This window comes from Pseudomonas sp. SORGH_AS_0211, assembly GCF_031453455.1.
In the GTDB taxonomy this organism is placed as follows: Bacteria; Pseudomonadota; Gammaproteobacteria; order Pseudomonadales; family Pseudomonadaceae; genus Chryseomonas; species Chryseomonas aestiva.
In genome coordinates, this window is record NZ_JAVIZV010000001.1 from 4,780,098 (window position 1) to 4,801,468 (window position 21,371).

General features: G+C 63.7%; 21 protein-coding genes. 17 read left to right on the forward strand and 4 right to left on the reverse strand.

Translation table 11 applies throughout. From position 1 onward, the window contains the following. Positions 1-26 precede the first annotated feature (26 nt). Positions 27-503 carry an SsrA-binding protein SmpB gene (gene smpB, locus QE393_RS22105; RefSeq protein ID WP_007162671.1) on the reverse strand — a complete coding sequence of 159 codons (477 nt, stop codon included), beginning with the start codon at positions 501-503 and terminating at the stop codon, positions 27-29. Between the two features lie 172 nt (positions 504-675). On the opposite strand from smpB, the gene QE393_RS22110 reads away from it, so the two are divergent. Together QE393_RS22110 and QE393_RS22115 are read left to right on the forward strand one after the other, a co-directional pair. Then, entirely contained in the window at positions 676-1,110 is a 435-nt protein-coding gene (locus QE393_RS22110) for a type II toxin-antitoxin system RatA family toxin (protein ID WP_273806706.1), read from the forward strand. Next, positions 1,103-1,408 (forward strand): RnfH family protein, encoded by a 306-nt coding sequence (locus tag QE393_RS22115; protein WP_273806705.1) that lies wholly within the window; start codon positions 1,103-1,105, stop codon positions 1,406-1,408. Before QE393_RS22110 ends, QE393_RS22115 begins: the two co-directional genes overlap by 8 nt. Before the next feature lie 7 nt (positions 1,409-1,415). Here QE393_RS22115 and QE393_RS22120 read toward each other — a convergent pair whose 3' ends face one another. Then, complete coding sequence (locus QE393_RS22120; RefSeq protein WP_273806703.1) at positions 1,416-1,955, reverse strand: outer membrane protein assembly factor BamE; 540 nt, start codon at positions 1,953-1,955, stop codon at positions 1,416-1,418. A 94-nt stretch (positions 1,956-2,049) separates the two neighbouring features. Between QE393_RS22120 and fur the strand changes: the two genes are divergently transcribed. Then, positions 2,050-2,454 carry a ferric iron uptake transcriptional regulator gene (gene fur / locus QE393_RS22125; protein WP_007162667.1) on the forward strand — a complete coding sequence of 135 codons (405 nt, stop codon included), beginning with the start codon at positions 2,050-2,052 and terminating at the stop codon, positions 2,452-2,454. A gap of 62 nt (positions 2,455-2,516) precedes the next feature. On the opposite strand, the gene recN is transcribed toward fur, so the two are convergent. Then, entirely contained in the window at positions 2,517-4,184 is a 1,668-nt protein-coding gene (recN, locus tag QE393_RS22130) for a DNA repair protein RecN (protein ID WP_273806702.1), read from the reverse strand. A gap of 166 nt (positions 4,185-4,350) precedes the next feature. On the opposite strand from recN, the gene grpE reads away from it, so the two are divergent. From grpE to QE393_RS22175, 9 genes are all read left to right on the forward strand, one after another. After that, positions 4,351-4,914: a nucleotide exchange factor GrpE gene (grpE, locus tag QE393_RS22135; RefSeq protein ID WP_183634014.1), complete on the forward strand. Its 564-nt coding sequence runs from the start codon at positions 4,351-4,353 to the stop codon at positions 4,912-4,914. A 93-nt stretch (positions 4,915-5,007) separates the two neighbouring features. Next, positions 5,008-6,936 (forward strand): molecular chaperone DnaK, encoded by a 1,929-nt coding sequence (gene dnaK / locus QE393_RS22140; protein WP_133863033.1) that lies wholly within the window; start codon positions 5,008-5,010, stop codon positions 6,934-6,936. Positions 6,937-7,048: 112 nt separating this feature from the next. Beyond that, on the forward strand, positions 7,049-8,182 hold the full coding sequence (dnaJ, locus tag QE393_RS22145; RefSeq protein ID WP_007162663.1) for a molecular chaperone DnaJ: 1,134 nt from the start codon (positions 7,049-7,051) through the stop codon (positions 8,180-8,182). 54 nt (positions 8,183-8,236) lie between these two features. Then, positions 8,237-9,043 carry a 4-hydroxy-tetrahydrodipicolinate reductase gene (gene dapB / locus QE393_RS22150; RefSeq protein WP_273806701.1) on the forward strand — a complete coding sequence of 269 codons (807 nt, stop codon included), beginning with the start codon at positions 8,237-8,239 and terminating at the stop codon, positions 9,041-9,043. Positions 9,044-9,219: 176 nt separating this feature from the next. Beyond that, the gene (carA, locus tag QE393_RS22155) at positions 9,220-10,356 is read left to right on the forward strand and encodes a glutamine-hydrolyzing carbamoyl-phosphate synthase small subunit (protein ID WP_273806700.1); all 1,137 of its coding nucleotides are present in this window, start codon (positions 9,220-9,222) and stop codon (positions 10,354-10,356) included. A gap of 20 nt (positions 10,357-10,376) precedes the next feature. After that, on the forward strand, positions 10,377-11,033 hold the full coding sequence (leuE, locus tag QE393_RS22160; protein WP_405046268.1) for a leucine efflux protein LeuE: 657 nt from the start codon (positions 10,377-10,379) through the stop codon (positions 11,031-11,033). Positions 11,034-11,054: 21 nt separating this feature from the next. Beyond that, positions 11,055-14,276 carry a carbamoyl-phosphate synthase large subunit gene (carB, locus tag QE393_RS22165; protein ID WP_133863036.1) on the forward strand — a complete coding sequence of 1,074 codons (3,222 nt, stop codon included), beginning with the start codon at positions 11,055-11,057 and terminating at the stop codon, positions 14,274-14,276. Continuing rightward, positions 14,273-14,749, forward strand: coding sequence for a transcription elongation factor GreA (gene greA, locus QE393_RS22170; protein ID WP_183634022.1), 477 nt, complete (start codon positions 14,273-14,275; stop codon positions 14,747-14,749). The genes carB and greA overlap by 4 nt, the downstream gene beginning before the upstream one ends. Then, a complete protein-coding gene (locus QE393_RS22175; RefSeq protein WP_273806699.1) occupies positions 14,727-15,179 on the forward strand; it encodes a hypothetical protein in 453 nt (150 codons plus the stop codon). The genes greA and QE393_RS22175 overlap by 23 nt, the downstream gene beginning before the upstream one ends. Here QE393_RS22175 and QE393_RS22180 read toward each other — a convergent pair. Beyond that, positions 15,167-15,478: a YhbY family RNA-binding protein gene (locus QE393_RS22180; RefSeq protein ID WP_133863039.1), complete on the reverse strand. Its 312-nt coding sequence runs from the start codon at positions 15,476-15,478 to the stop codon at positions 15,167-15,169. The two genes, QE393_RS22175 and QE393_RS22180, sit on opposite strands and share 13 nt — an antisense overlap. Positions 15,479-16,030: 552 nt before the next feature. Here QE393_RS22180 and ftsH point away from each other — a divergent pair. The 5 genes from ftsH (at position 16,031) to secG (ending at position 21,360) form a co-directional block, all read left to right on the forward strand. Next, the gene (gene ftsH / locus QE393_RS22185) at positions 16,031-17,947 is read left to right on the forward strand and encodes an ATP-dependent zinc metalloprotease FtsH (protein WP_273806698.1); all 1,917 of its coding nucleotides are present in this window, start codon (positions 16,031-16,033) and stop codon (positions 17,945-17,947) included. Between the two features lie 7 nt (positions 17,948-17,954). Continuing rightward, positions 17,955-18,818, forward strand: coding sequence for a dihydropteroate synthase (folP, locus tag QE393_RS22190; RefSeq protein ID WP_273806697.1), 864 nt, complete (start codon positions 17,955-17,957; stop codon positions 18,816-18,818). Beyond that, the gene (gene glmM, locus QE393_RS22195) at positions 18,818-20,155 is read left to right on the forward strand and encodes a phosphoglucosamine mutase (protein WP_158893783.1); all 1,338 of its coding nucleotides are present in this window, start codon (positions 18,818-18,820) and stop codon (positions 20,153-20,155) included. Before folP ends, glmM begins: the two co-directional genes overlap by 1 nt. 66 nt (positions 20,156-20,221) lie before the next feature. Then, the gene (tpiA, locus tag QE393_RS22200) at positions 20,222-20,980 is read left to right on the forward strand and encodes a triose-phosphate isomerase (RefSeq protein WP_273806696.1); all 759 of its coding nucleotides are present in this window, start codon (positions 20,222-20,224) and stop codon (positions 20,978-20,980) included. Beyond that, the gene (gene secG, locus QE393_RS22205; RefSeq protein WP_273806695.1) at positions 20,980-21,360 is read left to right on the forward strand and encodes a preprotein translocase subunit SecG; all 381 of its coding nucleotides are present in this window, start codon (positions 20,980-20,982) and stop codon (positions 21,358-21,360) included. Before tpiA ends, secG begins: the two co-directional genes overlap by 1 nt. Positions 21,361-21,371 lie beyond the last annotated feature (11 nt).

A 21,371-nucleotide genomic window follows, 5' to 3' on the forward strand; every position in this document is an offset into this window, starting at 1 on the left:
TGACGAAACGTTTTTTTGCCGCTTGGCTACTTGGCGTCCTTGCGGATGGCGCGCTGGATCTCGCGGTCGGAATCACGCTCGCGTTCAGTGGCACGCTTGTCGAATTCCTTCTTGCCCTTGGCCAGGGCGATCTCGCACTTGACCAGGTGCTTTTTCCAATAGAGCGACAGCGCAACGCAGGCGTAGCCCTTCTGCTGCACCGCGCCGAACAGCTTGCCCAGCTCGCGCTTGTTCAGCAACAGCTTGCGGGTGCGGGTAGGGTCGGCGATGACGTGGGTACTGGCAGTCTGTAGCGGGGTGATGTGGCTGCCGAGCAGCCAGGCTTCGCCGTCCTTGAGCAGCACATAGCTGTCGGTCAGCTGCGCCTTGCCGGCTCTCAGGCTCTTGACCTCCCAACCTGCCAGGGAAACACCCGCCTCGAAGCGGGTGTCGACGAAGTATTCGTGTAGCGCTTTCTTGTTCTGCGCGATGCTACCGGGGGAGACTTTCTTTTGCTTGGCCATGATTCCAGGGTACAGCGAGTCGGGGGAAATGTCGCCACGCGCTTGAGCGGGTATGAGCAAACACGGACAATACCGCGGTTCTGGACTGCGGCAGGCTGGTGCGGGAGTAAAATGCGAGCGCCGCCCTCAAATTCAAGGTCCGACACCGATATCGCTATTCTACGAGGTTCCGATGAGCTCGCACATCCAACGTTCGGCGTTGCTGCCCTATCCTGCTTCAGCGCTCTATGCGCTGGTTAATGACGTGGACCGTTATCCGGAGTTCCTGCCGTGGTGCTCGTCCGCCCAGATTCTGGAGCAGAACGAAGGGCTGATGCGCGCCGGCCTCACCGTGGCCAAGGGTGGGCTCAGTCAGCAGTTCACCACCCGCAATACCCTGGTGCCGGACGAGTCCATCACCATGGATCTGGAGAAGGGGCCCTTCAAGCAACTGCATGGTATCTGGACGTTCAAGGCGCTGGGCGACAAGGCCTGCAAGATCTCGCTGGATCTGTCCTTCGAATACGACAGTGCCATCGTGCGCGCGACCCTGGGGCCGCTGTTCAATCAGGCGGCCAATACCATGGTGGATGCCTTCTGCCAGCGTGCCAGAGCCCTCTATGGCTGAGCATCTCGCCATCGAGGTGGCGCTGGCGCTGCCGGAGCGGCAATGGCTATTGAGCCTGGAGCTGGAGGAGGGCGCCACGGTCGCGCAGGCCGTGCTGGCTTCGGGTCTGCTCGACCAGCTGACGCCAGAGCAGCGCGAAGGCTATCGGGTCGGCATCTTTGGCAAGCAGGTTGCCAAACCGGAAGAGAGGACGCTGCTGGAAGGCGAGCGGGTCGAGATCTACCGCCCGCTGCTCGCGGATCCCAAGGAAAGTCGCAAGCGGCGGGCCGAAAAGGCCAGAGCCAAGGCTGGCCTCTAGGTAGAGATCACTGGCCGTCGGTACGGATGCGGTCGGGGGTCGGGATGGCAGCCGGGCGAGCGCTGTCGATCTCTTTCTGGATGGTGTCTTCGGTCGAGCCGGGCACGACGGGCGTTTCCGGTGCTGCCGCAGGCGCAGTGGCAGGTTGCGCCGGCGCGGTGGGATCCACGCTGGTGCCACTGTCGGTACCCATGATCTGCTGTTCGCGGCTGGTGCCTGGCATGAAATCGCCAGCCAGGCCGCTCAACTGATTGTCGCCATTGAACACCAGGCTGACACGCTCCTGTTTCCGCTGACCACCGGCGGCCTGCAGGCTGTACAGATAGTCCCAGCGATTGGGGTGGAAGGTGTCCTGAATCAGCGGCGAGCCCATGATAAACCGGACCTGTTGTCGGGTCATTCCGGGGCGCAACTGGTCTATCATGTCCTGGGTGACGACGTTGCCCTGCTGGATGTCGATCTTGTAAACCCCCGGCAGAGAGCAGCCGGCGAGCATGGCTAGGCCCATCAGAGAGAGCCCGGTCAGCGTTTGCTTGAGGTTTTGCATCGGTGGGAGACTTCCACTATCTTGCTGGGCAACGAAGCACCGATCATACCCGTATTCCCGAGGGCTGCGAAAGCACTCGGCACCGAGAAAGAGCATGGTAGAGAACAACGAACTCCGCAAAGCGGGTCTGAAAGTGACCCTGCCGCGCGTCAAGATATTGCAGATGCTGGACACCACCGAGCAGCGCCACATGAGCGCCGAAGACGTTTACAAGGCGCTGATGGAAGCGGGCGAGGACGTGGGGCTGGCAACGGTCTATCGGGTCCTTACCCAGTTCGAAGCGGCCGGCCTTGTGGTGCGCCACAATTTCGATGGCGGTCACGCCGTGTTCGAGTTGGCCGACACCGGACACCACGATCACATGGTGGATGTGGATACCGGCGAAGTCATCGAGTTCACCGATGCCTCGATCGAAAAGCGTCAGCGCGAGATCGTCGAAGAGCATGGTTTCGAGCTGGTCGATCACAACCTTGTGCTGTACATCCGTCAGCGCAAGTGAAGATCCAGACATGAAAAAGGCGACTCTGAGTCGCCTTTTTCATGTCTGTTGCCGGCCTGCCTCTAGCGGCTGACCACCAGCTTGCGGGCATGGGCGAGGGATTCGCGGGTAAGGTCGACGCCGCCGAGCATGCGCGCCACCTCTTCCACACGGCGCGCCCGGTCTAGTTTTGCAACCGCCGTGCGGGTCTCGTCGGTGCCGCGTTCCTTGTGCACGAACAGATGCTGATGCCCCTGGGCCGCTACCTGGGGCAGGTGGGTGACCGTCAGTACCTGGCCCCGCTCGCCCAGCTGCCGCAGCAGTTGGCCGACCACCTCGGCGGTCGGGCCGCCGATGCCGACGTCCACTTCGTCGAACACCAGAGTGGGCGTGCGCGAGGTCTGGGCAGTGATGACCTGGATGGCCAGGCTGATCCGTGACAGTTCGCCACCGGAAGCGACCTTGGCCAGCGGGCGCAGGGGCTGGCCCGGGTTGGCGCTGACGCGGAACTCGACCCCCTCGTTGCCCACCGGCTGGGGTTCACCGGTGCTGCCTGGCGTGAGGGTGATGCTGAAGCGGCCACCTGGCATGCCCAGGCGCTGCATCTCGGTTTCGACCGCTGCGGCCAGCTCCGGCGCCCGTTGCTCGCGCAGACGGCTCAATTCGCCGGCCTTCTCCTGGTAGTGGCGCTCGAAGGCGGCCAGCTCTTCCTGCAGGCGCTCCAGGGCGACGTCGTCGGCATCCAGCGATTGCAGTTCGTTGCGCAGCTGTTCGTGCAGCTCCAGCAGGGCTTCGGGCTGCACGCGATGCTTGCGGGCGAGGCTGTAGACGCTGTCGAGACGCTCCTGTACCGCCTGCTGGCGCTCCGGGTCGGCTTCGAAATGATCGACGAAGCGATTGAGTTCATTCATCGCCTCCTCGATCTGGATCTGCGCGGAGGCGAGCAGGTTGCTGGCTTCCTGGATCTGCGCCGGGGGGCGATCGAAGGCGGTCAGGCGTGCCACGCTGGCATTGAGTGCCGACAGTGCATTGCCCTGCTCGCTTTCGGTACAGAGGTCCATGGCCTGACGACAGGCCAGCAGGATGTGCTCGGCACTCGCCAGGTCGCTCTGCTCCTGCTCCAGGGCCTGCAGCTCGCCCTCGACCAGGGCGAGGTTGTCGAGTTCTTCCAGCTGATAGCTAAGCAGCTGATGGCGGGCGCGTTGCTCGTCACCGTTGCGGGTCAGGCGCTCCAGGGTCTGGCGCACCTGGCGCCAGCGCTGGGCGGCGAGTTGCACCTGGCGGACCAGCTCGCCCGCGCCGGCGTATTCGTCCAGCAGGCGGCGGTGGGTATCGAGACCGAGCAGCGACTGGTGTTCGTGCTGGTTGTGGATGTCGATCAGCAGGCCGCCGAGGGTCTTGAGGTCGGCCAGTGGACAGGGCGAGCCATTGATATAGCCGCGCGAGCGTCCTTCGCGGGTAATGACGCGGCGCAGCAGGCAGGGGCCGTCCTGCTCCAGGTCGCGCTCGGAGAGCCACTGGCGCGCCTCGGGGATGTCGGTGGTGTCGAAGCTGGCCAGGACATCGGCCTTGTCGGCACCAGGCCTTACGGCATCGCTGTCGGCGCGGTCGCCCAGGGTGAGGCCGAGGGCGTCGAGCATGATGGACTTGCCGGCGCCGGTTTCGCCGGTGATCACGGTCATGCCGCGCTCGAGGTCGAGGTCGAGGTGTTCGACGATGGCGTAGTTGCGGACGGACAGATGCACCAGCATGCGACGATCTCCGAAAGCGGTTTTCTGGTTGTTTATACAGTTCCTCTCGGGCACTGGCAATCCATACAGCTCTTGAAGCGCCGGCCGGCGGCCCCATATAGGCGCCATCGATCAAGGCGCCGTCCATTGGCGGGCGCGCCTACCGGCATTATCACAGGAGGACTCCATGGCCGACGAACAGAACTCCCAGACCCCCGAGCACGAAGCCACCCAGGGCGACGTCCAGCACGAGGATCTCGCCGCCCGCGTCGCCACGCTCGAAGAGCAGCTGGCCGCCGCCCAGGACCAGTCCCTACGCAGCGTTGCCGAGCTGCAGAACGTGCGTCGCCGCGCCGAGCAGGATGTGGAGAAGGCGCACAAGTTCGCGCTGGAAAAATTCGCCGGCGATCTCTTGCCGGTGCTCGACAGCCTGGAGCGTGGCCTGGAGTTGTCCAACGCCACCGACGAGACCCTCAAGCCCATGCGTGAAGGCATGGAGCTGACCCTGAAGATGCTGCAGGACACCCTCAAGCGCTATCAGGTCGAAGCCGTCGATCCCCACGGCGCGCCCTTCAATCCGGAGCACCACCAGGCGATGGCCATGGAGGAGAGCGCTACCGCCGAGCCGGGCAGCGTGCTCAAGGTGTTTCAAAAGGGCTATCTGCTCAATGGTCGCCTGCTACGGCCGGCGATGGTGGTAGTCAGCAAGGCGCCTGCGGCGCAGCAGCCGAGCATCGACGAAAAGGCTTGAAATTCTTTCGCTCGGCCCCATCTGGTAGGCAAGCGAACATCAAAGGCCCCCTGAGCGGGCCGCGCGGAATCTGAGATTTCTGGAGAAGACTACATGGGCAAGATCATCGGTATCGACCTGGGGACGACCAACTCCTGCGTCGCGATCCTCGAAAACGGTAACGTCAAGGTACTGGAAAACGCCGAAGGCACCCGTACCACGCCGTCCATCATCGCCTACACCAACGATGGCGAGACCCTGGTCGGCCAGCCGGCCAAGCGCCAGGCGGTGACCAATCCGCAGAACACCCTGTACGCGGTCAAGCGTCTGATCGGTCGGCGTTATGAAGAAAACGTCGTGCAGAAAGACATCGAGATGGTCCCCTACAAGATCGTCAAGGCCGACAACGGTGACGCCTGGGTCGAGGCCAAGGGCCAGAAGATGGCGCCGCCCCAGGTGTCTGCCGAAGTCCTGAAAAAGATGAAGAAGACCGCCGAGGACTACCTGGGCGAAGCCGTGACCGAGGCGGTCATCACCGTGCCGGCCTACTTCAACGACAGCCAGCGCCAGGCCACCAAGGATGCCGGTCGCATCGCCGGTCTGGACGTCAAGCGCATCATCAACGAGCCCACCGCGGCTGCCCTGGCCTATGGCCTGGACAAGGCCAAGGGCGACCACACCGTGATCGTCTATGACCTGGGCGGCGGCACCTTCGACGTCTCGGTCATCGAGATCGCCGAGGTCGACGGTGAGCATCAGTTCGAGGTGCTGGCCACCAATGGCGACACCTTCCTGGGTGGCGAAGACTTCGACATCCGCCTGATCGACTATCTCGTCGAAGAGTTCAAGAAAGAAAGCGGCATGAACCTCAAGGGCGACCCGCTGGCCATGCAGCGCCTGAAGGAAGCTGCCGAGAAGGCCAAGATCGAGTTGTCCTCGGCTACCCAGACGGACGTCAACCTGCCGTACATCACCGCCGATGCCAGCGGTCCCAAGCACCTGAACGTCAAGGTCTCCCGCGCCAAGCTTGAGTCCCTGGTGGAAGAGCTGGTCGAGCGCACCATCGAGCCGTGCCGCACCGCGCTGAAGGACTCCGGCCTGGACGTCTCCGACATCCACGAGGTCATCCTGGTCGGCGGTCAGACCCGCATGCCGCTGGTGCAGAAGCGCGTGGCCGACTTCTTCGGCAAGGAAGCGCGCAAGGACGTCAACCCGGACGAAGCCGTTGCCATCGGTGCCGCCATCCAGGGGGCCGTGCTGGCCGGTGACGTCAAGGACGTGCTGCTGCTGGACGTCACCCCGCTGACCCTGGGCATCGAGACCATGGGTGGCGTGATGACCGCGCTGATCGAGAAGAACACCACCATCCCGACCAAGAAGTCGCAGGTGTTCTCCACCGCCGACGACAACCAGGGCGCCGTGACCATCCATGTGCTGCAGGGCGAGCGCAAGCAGGCCGCGCAGAACAAGTCGCTGGGCAAGTTCGACCTGGCCGAGATCCCGCCGGCGCCGCGTGGCGTGCCGCAGATCGAGGTGACCTTCGACATCGACGCCAACGGCATCCTCAACGTGTCCGCCAAGGACAAGGCCACCGGCAAGCAGCAGTCCATCGTCATCAAGGCGTCCTCCGGTCTGTCCGAGGACGAGATTCAGCAGATGGTGCGTGACGCCGAGGCCAATGCCGACGAGGATCGCAAGTTCGAAGAGCTGGCTGCGGCCCGCAACCAGGGTGATGCCCTGGTGCACGGCACCCGCAAAATGCTGACCGAGGCCGGCGACAAGGCCACCGCGGAAGAGAAGAGCACCATCGAGAAGGCCATTGGCGAACTGGAAACCGCGGTACGCGGCGACGACAAGGATGCCATCGAAGCCAAGATGAATGCCCTGTCCCAGGCCTCCGCGCCGCTGGCCCAGAAGCTCTATTCCGAGCAGGGTGCTGCCGCCGGTGCCGAGGGCGCCTCGGCCAAGGCGGACGGTGATGCCAAGAAGCCCGGCGACGACGTGGTCGATGCCGAGTTCGAGGAAGTGAAGGACAACAAGTAAGCCGCGTGCTTACCGCACCTGACGGGCTTCGGCCCGTCGGATCCGCCACGCGGGAGCCTGCTCCCGCGTTGGCGTGTCTGGAGGGTGAGAAAATTTAAGGTGCAGAAAGTCTATGGCCAAACGTGATTACTATGAGGTGCTCGGGGTCGAGCGCGGCGCCAGCGAAGCCGAGCTCAAGAAGGCCTACCGACGCCTGGCGATGAAATACCACCCGGATCGCAATCCGGGTGACGCGGCTGCCGAGGAGCAGTTCAAGGAGGCCGCCGAGGCCTACGAAGTGCTGTCCGATGCGGGCAAGCGCTCGGCCTACGACCAGTACGGCCATGCTGGCGTCGATCCGAGCATGGGCGGCGGTGGTTTCGGCGGTGCAGCGGGTGGCGCGAGCTTCTCCGACATCTTCGGCGACGTCTTCAGTGATTTCTTCGGTGGGCGCGGTGGTGCCGGTGGTCGCGGCGGTCCGCAGCGCGGCGCCGACCTGCGCTACACCCTGGACCTGGATCTGGAAGAGGCGGTGCGCGGGACCACGGTTACCATTCGCGTGCCCACCCTGGTCGAGTGCAAGGTCTGCGACGGCAATGGCGCCAAGCCGGGTACCTCCGCTTCCACCTGTCCCACCTGTGGGGGCATCGGTCAGGTACGCATGCAGCAGGGCTTCTTCTCGGTCCAGCAGACCTGCCCGCGTTGCCACGGCAGCGGCAAGATCATTCCCGAGCCCTGTAATGCCTGTCATGGCCAGGGTCGCGTGGAAGAGCAGAAGACCCTGTCGGTCAAGGTTCCGGCGGGCGTCGACACCGGCGACCGCATCCGCCTGACCGGCGAAGGCGAGGCCGGGACCCTGGGTGGTCCGAGCGGCGATCTCTATGTCGTGGTCAATGTGCGCGAGCACTCGATCTTCCAGCGCGACGGCAAGCACCTCTATTGCGAGGTGCCGATCAACTTCACCGACGCCGCCCTGGGTGGCGAGCTGGAAGTGCCGACCCTGGATGGCCGCGTCAAGCTGAAGATCCCCGAGGGCACCCAGACCGGCAAGATGTTCCGCCTGCGTGGCAAGGGCGTGACGCCCGTGCGTGGCGGTGGCGCCGGCGACCTGATGTGCAAGGTGGTGGTGGAGACTCCGGTCAACCTGAGCCGGCGGCAGCGCGAGCTGCTTGAGGAATTTCGCAACACCCTGCAGAGCGACAGCTCCCATTCGCCCCGGGCCAGTGGCTGGTTCGATGGCATGAAGCGCTTCTTCGACGACCTCTAAACCGGCAGGGGCGTCGTCGCGAGGCGGCGCCCGGCCAGCAGCCTGGAGCTGATGATGCGACGTATAGCTGTAATGGGCGCCGCGGGGCGCATGGGCAAGACCCTGATCGAGGCGGTCCAGCAGACCCAGGGCGCTGCCGGCCTGACTGCCGCGGTGGATCGTCCCGAGAGCAGCCTGGTGGGTGCCGACGCGGGCGAACTCGCCGGCATCGGCCGTGCCGGGGTGATGCTGTCGGGGGACCTGGCTCGGGTGCTGGATGATTTCGATGTCGTCATCGACTTCACCCACCCCAACGTGACCCTGCAGAATCTAGCGCTCTGCCGCAAGGCGAAGAAGGCCATGGTGATCGGCACCACCGGCTTCACCGCCGAGCAGAAGCTGACCCTGCTGGAGGCGAGCAAGGAAATTCCCATCGTCTTCGCGGCCAACTTCAGCGTCGGCGTCAATCTCTGCCTCAAATTGCTGGATACCGCTGCCCGGGTGCTGGGTGACGAGGTGGATATCGAGATCATCGAGGCACACCACAGGCACAAGGTCGATGCACCCTCGGGTACCGCCCTGCGCATGGGCGAGGTGGTTGCCCAGGCGCTGGGTCGCGACCTGGAAGAGGTGGCCGTCTATGGCCGCGAAGGCCAGACCGGTGCCCGCGATCGCCAGACCATCGGCTTCGCTACCGTGCGTGCCGGCGACGTGGTGGGCGATCACACGGTGCTGTTCGCCAGCGAAGGCGAGCGGGTCGAGATCACCCACAAGGCGTCCAGCCGCATGACCTTTGCCAAGGGCGCCGTGCGCGCAGCCCTCTGGCTCAAGGACAAACAGCCGGCGCTATATGACATGCAGGACGTGCTGGAGTTGCGCTGACTCGTTCGCGGGGGTGCCAGGCGTGATCAATTCCTGTACAATGCAGCTTTAGTGTATCCACTAAAAGCTAGCGCAGAATGAAATCACAACATTAAAACGGGATGACTCTTCGAGATGTCATCCCGTTTTTTTGCACCCTGCGTTTGCCCGCCAAGGCTTGATTTTCGGAGGTCTTCTTGACTAAGCCAGCCATACTCGCACTTGCCGATGGCAGCATCTTTCGCGGTGAATCCATCGGTGCCGACGGCCACACGGTCGGCGAAGTGGTGTTCAACACCGCCATGACCGGCTACCAGGAAATCCTGACCGATCCTTCCTATGCGAAGCAGATCGTCACCCTGACCTATCCGCACATCGGCAATACCGGCACCACGCCGCAGGATGGCGAGGCGGCCCAGGTCTGGGCTGCCGGGCTGATCATCCGTGACCTGCCGCTGCTGGCCAGCAACTGGCGCAACAAGCAGTCGCTGCCGGACTATCTCAAGGAAAACGGCACCATCGCCATCGCCGGCATCGACACCCGTCGACTGACCCGCATCCTCCGCGAGAAGGGCGCCCAGAATGGCTGCATCCTCACCGGCGAAGACGCCACCGAAGAGCGCGCCCTGGAACTGGCCCGCGCCTTCCCCGGCCTCAAGGGCATGGACCTGGCCAAGGAAGTCAGCGTCAAGGAGCGCTACGAGTGGCGTTCCAGCGTCTGGTCGCTGGAAACCGACAGCCACGCCGAGATCCCGGCCGAGCAGCTGCCCTATCACGTGGTGGCCTTCGACTACGGCGTCAAGCTGAACATCCTGCGCATGCTGGTGGCCCGCGGCTGCCGCATCACCGTGCTGCCGGCCCAGACCCCGGCCAGCGAAGCCCTGGCGCTGCAGCCCGACGGCATCTTCCTGGCCAATGGTCCAGGCGATCCCGAGCCCTGCGACTACGCCATCAAGGCGATCCAGGGCGTCCTGGAGACCGAGACCCCGGTGTTCGGCATCTGCCTGGGTCACCAGTTGCTGGCCCTGGCTTCCGGCGCCAAGACGGTGAAGATGCCCAACGGTCACCACGGCGCCAACCATCCGGTGCAGGATCTCGACAGCGGCGTGGTGATGATCACCAGCCAGAACCACGGTTTCGCCGTGGACGAGGCCAGTCTGCCGGCCAACGTGCGGGCCACCCACAAGTCGCTGTTCGACGGCACCCTGCAGGGCATCGAACGTACCGACAAGGTCGCCTTCAGCTTCCAGGGCCACCCCGAGGCGAGCCCTGGCCCGCACGACGTGGCACCGCTGTTCGACAAGTTCATCCAGGCCATGGCGGCACGCCGCTAAGACGGGGGAGGGTAAGGCTCATGCTGGCGAATCTGGGTGTCATCGACTTCTGGACCTACGTGGTCGGGACCCTGTTCGTCATCCTGTTGCCCGGCCCCAACTCCTTCTTCGTGCTCGCCACTAGTGCCCAGCGCGGTATCCGCAGTGGTTACCAGGCGGCTTCCGCGGTGTTCCTCGGGGACGCCGTGCTGATGCTGCTCTCCGCCCTGGGCGTCGCCTCGCTGCTCAAGGCCGAGCCACTGTTCTTCCAGATCCTCAAGTATCTGGGTGCGGCCTACCTGTTCTACCTCGGCTGGGGCATGTTGCGCGGCGGACTCAAGTCCTGGCGCAGCCCGGCCCAGGGCCAGGTCGAGACGACCCTGCGCGAAGACGTCCACCAGCCGTTCCGCAAGGCCCTGCTGCTGAGTCTGTCGAACCCGAAGGCGATCCTGTTCTTCGTCTCCTTCTTCATCCAGTTCGTGGACCCCGGTTATGCCCATCCGGCGCTGTCCTTCCTGGTGCTGGGCGCGGTCCTGGAAGCCATCAGCTTCTGCTACCTGTCGTTCCTGATTTTCTGCGGCGTTCGCCTGGCGGCCTGGTTCCGTCAGCGGCGTCGCCTCAGCGCGGGCGCCACCGGTGGCGTCGGCGCCCTGTTCGTGGGGTTCGGTGTGAAGTTGGCCACCGCGACCCTGACCTGATTACCTGCATTCGAGAAGCCCATGCCTAAGCGTACAGACATCAAGAGCATCCTGATCCTCGGGGCCGGCCCCATCGTCATCGGCCAGGCCTGCGAATTCGACTATTCCGGCGCCCAGGCCTGCAAGGCCCTGCGCGAGGAAGGCTTCCGCGTCATCCTGGTGAATTCCAACCCGGCCACCATCATGACCGACCCGTCGATGGCCGACGCCACCTACATCGAGCCGATCAAGTGGGCCACCGTGGCCAAGATCATCGAGAAGGAGCGCCCCGACGCCCTGCTGCCGACCATGGGTGGCCAGACCGCGCTGAACTGCGCCCTGGATCTGGAGCGGCATGGCGTACTGGCGAAGTTTGGCGTCGAGATGATCGGCGCCAACGCCGACACCATCGACAAGGCCGAGGATCGCTCGCGCTTCGACAAGGCCATGAAGGACATCGGTCTGGCCTGCCCGGTCTCGGGCATCGCCCACAGCATGGAAGAAGCCTATGGCGTGCTGGAGAAGGTCGGCTTCCCCTGCATCATTCGCCCGTCCTTCACCATGGGCGGCACCGGTGGCGGCATCGCCTACAACCGGGAGGAATTCGAAGAGATCTGCAACCGCGGTCTGGACCTGTCGCCGACCAACGAACTGCTGATCGACGAATCCCTGATCGGCTGGAAGGAATACGAGATGGAGGTGGTCCGTGACAAGAAGGACAACTGCATCATCGTCTGCTCCATCGAGAACTTCGATCCCATGGGCGTGCACACCGGCGACTCCATCACCGTGGCGCCGGCCCAGACGCTGACCGACAAGGAATACCAGATCCTGCGCAACGCCTCCCTGGCGGTGCTGCGCGAGATCGGTGTTGAGACCGGCGGCTCCAACGTCCAGTTCGGCATCTGCCCGGACACCGGGCGCATGGTGGTGATCGAGATGAATCCGCGGGTGTCGCGTTCCTCGGCGCTGGCCTCCAAGGCCACCGGCTTCCCCATCGCCAAGATCGCCGCCAAGCTGGCGGTCGGCTACACCCTGGACGAGCTGCAGAACGACATTACCGGCGGTCGTACCCCGGCGTCCTTCGAACCGGCCATCGACTACGTGGTCACCAAGATCCCGCGCTTCGCCTTCGAGAAATTCCCCAAGGCCGACGCCCGTCTGACCACCCAGATGAAGTCCGTGGGCGAGGTCATGTCCATCGGCCGTACCTTCCAGGAATCCCTGCAGAAAGCCCTGCGTGGTCTGGAAGTGGGCGTGGTCGGCTTCGATCCCAAGCTGGACCCGACCGATCCCGAGGCCGACAGCACCCTCAAGCGCGAGCTGACCGTGCCCGGTGCCGATCGCATCTGGTACATCGGCGATGCTTTCCGCCAGGGCTACAGCCTGGACAAGGTCTTCGAGCTGACGCGCATCGATCCCTGGTTCCTGGTGCAGATCGAAGACCTGATCAAGGACGAGGAGCGCATCAAGACCCTGGGCCTGGCCGACCTCGACTACGACCTGATGCGCAAGCTCAAGCGCAAGGGCTTCTCCGATGCGCGCCTGGCCAAGCTGCTCGGCGTCACCGAGAAGAACCTGCGTGCCCATCGCCACAAGCTCAAGGTGCTGCCGGTGTACAAGCGGGTGGACACCTGCGCCGCCGAATTCGCCACCGACACCGCCTACCTCTATTCCACCTACGAGGAAGAGTGCGAGGCCAAGCCCAGCGGTCGCGACAAGATCATGATCCTCGGCGGTGGTCCCAACCGCATCGGTCAGGGCATCGAGTTCGACTACTGCTGCGTGCACGCGGCCCTGGCCATGCGTGAAGACGGCTACGAGACCATCATGGTCAACTGCAACCCGGAAACCGTCTCCACCGACTACGACACCTCCGACCGCCTGTTCTTCGAGCCGGTGACCCTGGAGGACGTGCTGGAGATCGTCCGCGTCGAGCAGCCCAAGGGCGTCATCGTCCAGTACGGCGGCCAGACTCCGCTCAAGCTCTGCCGGGCCCTGGAAGAGGCCGGCGTGCCCATCATCGGCACCAGCCCAGACGCCATCGACCGTGCCGAAGACCGCGAGCGCTTCCAGCAGATGGTGCAGCGTCTGAACCTGCGTCAGCCGGCCAACGCCACCGCGCGCAGCGAAGACGAGGCCCTGGCCCTGTCCAAGAACATCGGCTATCCGATGGTGGTGCGCCCCTCCTACGTGCTGGGCGGCCGGGCGATGGAAATCGTCTACCAGGAAGAAGAGCTCAAGCGCTACATGCGCGAAGCGGTGAAGGTGTCCAACGACAGCCCCGTGCTGCTCGACCACTTCCTCAACTGCGCCATCGAGGTGGACGTGGATGCGGTGTGCGACGGCAAGACCGTGGTGATCGGCGCCATCATGCAGCACATCGAACAGGCCGGCGTGCACTCCGGTGACTCCGCCTGTTCGCTGCCGCCCTATTCGCTGCCCAAGCACATCCAGGACGAGATCCGCGAGCAGGTCAAGAAGATGGCCCTGGAGCTCGGCGTGATCGGTCTGATGAACGTGCAGATGGCCGTGCAGGGCGAGGACATCTACGTCATCGAGGTCAATCCGCGCGCTTCCCGTACCGTGCCCTTCGTCTCCAAGTGCATCGGCGAGTCCCTGGCCAAGGTGGCCGCCCGGGTCATGGCCGGCAAGACCCTGGCCGAGGTGGGCTTCACCCAGGAGATCATCCCGCCGTTCTTCAGCGTCAAGGAAGCGGTGTTCCCCTTCAACAAGTTCCCCGGCGTCGACCCCATCCTCGGCCCGGAGATGAAGTCCACCGGCGAGGTCATGGGGGTCGGCGACAGCTTTGGCGAAGCCTTCGCCAAGGCCCAGCTGGGTGCCAACGAGATCCTGCCGAATTCCGGTTGCGCCTTCATCAGCGTGCGTGACGATGACAAGCCCGAAGCCGTGCAGGTCGCCCGCGATCTGGTCGGCCTGGGCTTCGAGGTCGTGGCCACCGCCGGTACCGCGCGGGTGATCGAGGCCGCCGGTCTGCCGGTGCGTCGCGTGAACAAGGTGACCGAAGGCCGTCCCCATGTGGTCGACATGATCAAGAACGACGAGGTCACCCTGATCATCAACACCACCGAAGGCCGGCAGTCCATCGCCGATTCCTATTCGATCCGCCGCAACGCGCTGCAGCACAAGCTCTGCTGCACCACCACCATTGCCGGCGGCCAGGCCATTTGCGAAGCTTTGAAATTCGGCGCCGAGAAGACCGTGCGCCGTCTGCAAGATCTGCATGCAGGAGTGAAGGCATGACCAAGTACCCGATGACCGTCCAGGGCGCTCGCGCCCTAGAAGACGAACTCAAGCATCTCAAGACTGAGCTGCGTCCGCAGATCACCCAGGCCATCGCCGAAGCGCGTGAACTGGGTGACCTCAAGGAGAACGCCGAATACCACGCTGCCCGCGAGCAGCAGGGCATGGTCGAGGCGCGTATCCGCGATATCGAAGGGCGCCTGCAGAACGCTCAGGTGATCGATGTGGCCGCCTTGCCGCACACCGGCAAGGTGATCTTCGGCACGACCGTGGAGATCGCCAACACCGAGACCGACGAGACGGTGACCTACCAGATCGTCGGTGACGACGAAGCGGATATCAAGCAGAGCAAGCTGTCGGTGGGTTCGCCCATCGCGCGTGCGCTGATCGGCAAGGAAGAAGGGGACGTGGTGCTGGTGAAGACCCCGGGTGGCAATGTCGAATACGAAATTGTCGCCGTCCGTCACGTCTGACCATCGCCCCGGCGGTTGGCTCGCCAGGCTGCTCGCCGCCGCCTGGCAGCTGGCCCAGGTGTTCTGGGTCGGCCCGCTGGTCGCCCTGCACCTGTGCATCCCCGTGGCGCTGGCCCAGGCGGGCTGGGCGCCGCTGCTGATCCAGTCCGGACGCGAGGAATTGCTGCGCATGATGCTCAGTGCCGCAGGCGGTGGGGTCTTTACCCAGATCGTCGTGCTGGTGTGGTGGGCAGGGGTGGGCGCCTTGTGGCGTGACCTGCGCGGCCAGCTGCTGCTGGCCAGTGCACTGGCGGTGCTGTTGCAGAACGAACTTGCGCGCTTCTGGACCGGGCCGACCGCCCTGGCCGGCTACCTGGTCCTGCTGCTCTGCGGACTGATCCTGGTGCTGCAGCCCGTTCCCGGGCGCGCGCCGGGCAATCAGGCGGTGTAGCGCACCACGTTGGACAGGTTGCGATTCTGCTCGCGGGCCTTGCGATAGATCAGCGCCATCTTGCCGATGACTTGCACCAGCTCCGCCTTGCTCGACGCGCACAGCTCGTCGATCAGGGCCCGGCGGTCATCGCGCTCGGTGACGGCCAGCTTGATCTTGATCAGTTCGTGATCGTTCAGCGCGCGGTCGAGTTCACCCAGCACGCCTTCGCTCAGGCCGTTCTCGCTGATGGTGACCACCGGCTTGAGTTGATGACCGATCGCCTTGAACCGCTTTTTGAGCTCGTTGTTGAGCGCCATAATTCACCCCGAATAAAAGCCGAACAGTTTATCCCAGCTGCCCGGTGCCGCCCAGCGATACGCGACGATGTGACGGCGACCCCCGACAGAACCGGCATCGCCGGCTCAAGGGGCACCGCCACGAGTGCAGGCGTCAGGTCATGGTGAGGCATGACCGTGGCGGATGGGCTTGCGGCTGCAAGCAAGCCACCAGGGTGACCTGTCTGGGCGGTTCGTAGGGCCGGATACCAGGTGCCCGCCGGGAGGCCTTGTTATTTTCCTCCTGGCCCCCATATGAGCGAGCGGAGTACGGCGGGCTGATCCAGGACTCTCCGTGTCGCAGGACCAGATCGCGCCAGCAATAGCTATTGGGTCGCGGTTTTTGGGGCAATTGAGAGAATTGATGGCCGCAACGTCTGCCTTGCCCTAGAGTCAAAGGCAGAAGACTCATATAGCGTTACAGACGATGTCTGCCGTGGGCCAGGCTTTGTGTAGTAACTTACCGGTCACTGCCGGTTTCGCTTCGAACGGTTTACCCACGAAACCGGCGCAGAGGGTAGTCAATTGAACGACATGGCAAAGAATCTGATCCTGTGGCTGATCATCGCCGCGGTGCTCGTCACCGTGATGAACAATTTCTCCAGCCCCAACGAACCCCAGACGCTCAACTACTCCGACTTCATCCAGCAGGTGAAGGACGGGCAGATCGAGAGCGTGACCGTGGATGGCTATGTCATTACCGGCAAGCATCGTGACGGCGACCCCTTCAAGACCATACGTCCGGCGATCCAGGACAATGGCCTGATCGGCGATCTGGTCAACAACAGTGTCACCATCACCGGCAAGCAGCCCGAGCAGCAGAGCATCTGGACTCAACTGCTGGTGGCCAGCTTCCCGATCCTGGTGATCATCGCGGTCTTCATGTTCTTCATGCGCCAGATGCAGGGAGGCGCCGGCGGTCGTGGCGGCCCCATGAGCTTTGGCAAGAGCAAGGCACGGCTGTTGTCGGAAGATCAGGTCAAGACCACCTTCGCCGACGTCGCCGGTTGCGACGAGGCCAAGGAAGAGGTCACTGAACTGGTCGAATTCCTGCGTGATCCGGGCAAGTTCCAGCGCCTCGGCGGACGCATTCCCCGTGGCGTGCTGATGGTCGGCTCGCCCGGTACCGGCAAGACGCTGCTGGCCAAGGCCGTGGCGGGTGAGGCCAAGGTGCCGTTCTTCACCATTTCCGGTTCGGACTTCGTCGAGATGTTCGTCGGCGTCGGCGCCAGCCGTGTCCGTGACATGTTCGACCAGGCCAAGAAGCACGCGCCCTGCATCATCTTCATCGACGAGATCGATGCGGTCGGTCGCCATCGTGGAAACGGCATGGGGGGTGGTCACGACGAGCGCGAACAGACCCTGAACCAGTTGCTGGTCGAGATGGACGGCTTCGAAATGAACGATGGCATCATCGTGATCGCCGCTACCAACCGTCCTGACGTGCTGGACCCCGCGCTGCTGCGCCCCGGTCGTTTTGATCGCCAGGTCGTGGTCGGTCTGCCGGATATCCGAGGTCGTGAGCAGATCCTCAAGGTGCACATGCGCAAGGTGCCGATCGGCGAGCGCGTTGATGCGGGCGTCATCGCCCGTGGTACCCCGGGTTTCTCCGGTGCCGACCTCGCCAACCTGGTCAACGAGGCCTCCCTGTTCGCCGCTCGCTCCAACAAGCGTACCGTCGACATGCGCGAGTTCGAGCTGGCCAAGGACAAGATCATGATGGGCGCCGAGCGCAAGACCATGGTCATGTCCGAGAAGGAGAAGCGCAACACGGCTTACCACGAGGCGGGTCATGCCATCGTTGGCCGCCTGGTGCCCGAGCACGATCCGGTCTACAAGGTTTCCATCATTCCCCGTGGTCGCGCTTTGGGCGTGACCATGTTCCTGCCCGAGGAAGATCGCTACAGCCTGTCCAAGCGGGCCCTGGAAAGCCAGATCTGTTCGCTGTTCGGCGGCCGTATCGCCGAAGAGATGACCCTGGGCTTCGAAGGCGTCACCACGGGTGCCTCCAACGACATCATGCGAGCGACCTCCCTGGCGCGAAACATGGTGACCAAGTGGGGCCTGTCCGAGAAGCTCGGTCCGCTGCTGTATGGCGAGGAAGAGAACGAAGGCTACCTGGGTCGCTCGGGTGGTGGTGGCGCCGGCAACATGTCGGGCGAGACCGCCAAGCTGATCGATCTGGAGATTCGCCGGATCATCGACGACTGCTATAACACTGCCAAGCGGCTGCTGGACGAGAATCGCGACAAGCTCGAACTCATGTCCGATGCCCTGATGAAGTACGAGACCATCGATTCGGACCAGATCGACGACATCATGGCGGGCAAGGTGCCGCGTGAACCGCGCGACTGGCATGACCGGGGCGGTCCTACCGGTGATTCGCCGGCACCGCAAAGCGGTAGCGATCGTCCTGAAGCGCCCATCGGTGGTCCGGCCGGAGAACACTGAAACACCCATGTTCAATCCGTTTCCTTCGACCCGATTGCCTTGCGGCAATCGGGTTCTTGTTTTTGACGCGCCCAAAGTCATGGGCATCCTCAACGTGACGCCCGATTCCTTCTCCGACGGCGGTCGCTATACGGCTGTTGACAGCGCGTTGCGCCATGCCGAGGCGATGATGGCGGCCGGTGCTGCCATCATCGATGTGGGTGGAGAGTCCACGCGACCAGGGGCGCCCCCGGTGTCCGAACTGGAGGAACTCGAGCGTGTCGTGCCGGTGGTCGAGGCGATCGCCCGAGAGCTGGATGTCGTCATTTCCATGGATACCTCCTCACCGGTAGTCATGCGGGAGGGCGCTCAGGCAGGGGCCGGTCTGATCAATGACGTCCGTTCGCTGCGCCGGCCTGGCGCCCTCGAAGCTGCCGCCGCGACCGATCTGGCGGTCTGCCTGATGCACATGCGGGGCGAGCCCGGCACCATGCAGCAGGCGCCCGTCTATGCTGACGTTGCCGGCGAGGTCGGCGCCTTTCTCGCAGAGCAGATTGCCCGTTGCGAAGCGGCCGGCATCTCCCGCGGACGGTTGGTGCTGGATCCGGGCTACGGCTTTGCCAAGACCCTGGAACACAACCTCGAGCTGTTCAGACGACAAACCGAGTTGCTCGCCTTTGGGCTACCCTTGCTGGTGGGCGTTTCTCGCAAGAGCATGATCGGCGCTGTCACCGGGCGACCTGTAGAGGGGCGCCTGGCAGGCGGCCTGGCCCTGGCGGCGCTGGCGCTGGCCAAGGGCGCGCAGATCCTCAGGGTCCATGATGTGGCGGAAACGGTGGACGCGGTGAAGATGATCACCGCGGTCGAAGGCTTCAGGCAGGAACAGAACTGATGGCAAGAAAGTATTTTGGAACCGATGGTATTCGCGGCAAGGTCGGGACGTATCCCATCACCCCCGAGTTCATGCTCAAGCTGGGCTGGGCGGCGGGTATCGCCTTTCGCAGTCGCGGCGGTTGCCGGGTGCTGGTGGGCAAGGACACGCGCAACTCCGGCTACATGTTCGAGTCGGCACTGGAAGCCGGACTTTCCGCTGCCGGTGCCGACGTCATGCTGCTGGGTCCCATGCCGACGCCGGGTATCGCCTATCTGACGCGGACCTTCCAGGCCAGCGCCGGCATCGTCATCAGTGCTTCGCACAATCCCTACTACGACAATGGCATCAAGTTCTTTTCCGGCGCCGGCACCAAGCTGCCCGATGAGCTGGAAACCATGATCGAGGAGCTGCTCGACACGCCCATGACCGTGGTCGATTCGGCGCGTATCGGCAAGGTCTCGCGCATCAACGATGCCGCGGGTCGTTACATCGAGTTCTGCAAGAGCAGCGTGCCGACCGGGACCAGTTTCGCCGGTATGAAGATCGTGCTGGACTGCGCCAATGGCGCCACCTACAAGATCGCACCCAGCGTCTTCCGTGAACTTGGAGCGGACGTCAGCGTGCTCGGGGTGCAGCCGGACGGCCTCAATATCAACAAGGATTGCGGTTCCACCCATTTGGAGGGGCTGCAGCAGGCGGTGCTCGACCAGCACGCCGACATCGGCATCGCCTTCGATGGCGACGGTGATCGGGTGCTGATGGTGGATCACACCGGAGCGGCAGTGGATGGCGATGAGCTGCTCTATCTGATCGCCCGCGATCTCAAGCGTCGTGGTCGCCTCGAGGGTGGGGTGGTCGGTACCCTGATGAGCAATCTCGGTCTCGAACTGGGGCTGGCCGAACTGGATATTCCCTTCGTGCGCGCCAAGGTAGGCGATCGCTATGTGATGGCCGAGCTGCTGGAGCGCAACTGGGTGCTGGGCGGCGAGAATTCAGGGCATGTGGTCTGCTGCCAGTACACCACCACCGGCGACGCCACCATCGCCGCGCTGCAGGTACTCATCGCCCTGCGCAATGCCGGCCAGACCCTGGCCCAGGCGCGCATGGCGCTGCGCAAGTGCCCGCAGGTGCTGATAAACGTGAGGTTCGGTGGTGGCCAGGATCCCTTGGAGAACCCGCGGGTCAAGCAGGCCAGTGCCGAGGTCACCGAGAAGATGGCCGGCAAGGGACGGGTGCTGCTGCGCAAATCCGGTACCGAGCCGCTGCTGCGCGTCATGGTCGAAGGCGAGAACGAGCGCGAGGTGCGCGCCCATGCCGAGGCCCTCGCTGAGCTGATAAGCGAGGTATGTGCTTGATTTGCTTGCATGCCTGTTTTCGATTGAGTAACATCTGCGCCCACTTCGCTCCCTGAGGTAAAACGCATGCGTCGTTCCCTGGTTGCCGGTAACTGGAAAATGCATGGCTCGCTGCAAAGCGTGTCGGCGCTGGTCGCAGGCTTGAAAGGGTTGGATGGCGCAGCGGATGTCGATGTCGTGGTGATCCCGACATTGGTGCATCTGCCGGGGGTGGCTGAAGCGTTGGCGGCAACGTCGCTGATGGTAGGGGCTCAGACTTGCGCCTCCGTCGCAGGCGAGAAGGCTCTGACTGGCGAGGTGTCCTCGACCCAGCTGGCAGAATTCGGTTGCCGTTACGTACTGGTGGGGCACTCCGAGCGGCGTGCGCTGCTGGGCGAGGATGATGCGGTGGTGGCGAAGAAATTCGCGGCCATTCAGGAGGGCGGGATGATTCCCGTGCTCTGCGTCGGCGAAACCCGTGAAGAGCGGGAGGCTGAGCGCACTTTGGACGTGGTAGGTGGCCAGCTGAAGGCGGTCATCGAGGCGGTTGGAGTGGCAGCTTTTGCCAATGCCGTCGTGGCCTACGAGCCGGTCTGGGCGATAGGTACGGGGCTCACGGCAACGCCGGAGCAGGCGCAAGAGGTTCATGCGGCGATTCGCGCCCTGGTGCGCGAAGCCGATGCTGGGGTCGCTGAAGGCCTTCAGCTGTTGTATGGCGGTAGTGTCAAGGCCGCCAGTGCTGCCGAGTTGTTCGGCATGCCGGATATTGATGGGGGGCTGGTGGGTGGAGCCTCCCTGAATGCTGAAGAGTTCAGTGCGATTTGCCGCGCTGCAGGACGTGGATAATGTTGGAAACTGCAGTAGTTGTGATCCACTTGCTGATGGCGCTTGGCCTGATCGTGCTGGTATTGATGCAGCAGGGCAAGGGTGCCGAAGCCGGTGCATCCTTTGGTGCGGGCGCCTCGGGTACCGTGTTTGGTAGTCAAGGTTCCGCTACCTTTCTGAGTCGTTTTACTGCTATACTAGCCGCGGTTTTTTTCGCGACTAGCCTGGGTCTGGGGTATTACGCCAAAGACCGTGCGCTGGGTCTGCGTGAGGTGGGCTTGCCCACTCAGCCAGTCCAGCAGGCTCCTCAGCCGAAGCAGGATGGTAACGATGTTCCTCTGAGCCAGCCGCGCGCTGCCCAGGGTGGTACTTCTGGGGACGTACCCCAGGATTCCAAGTAGGTTTAAAGGTT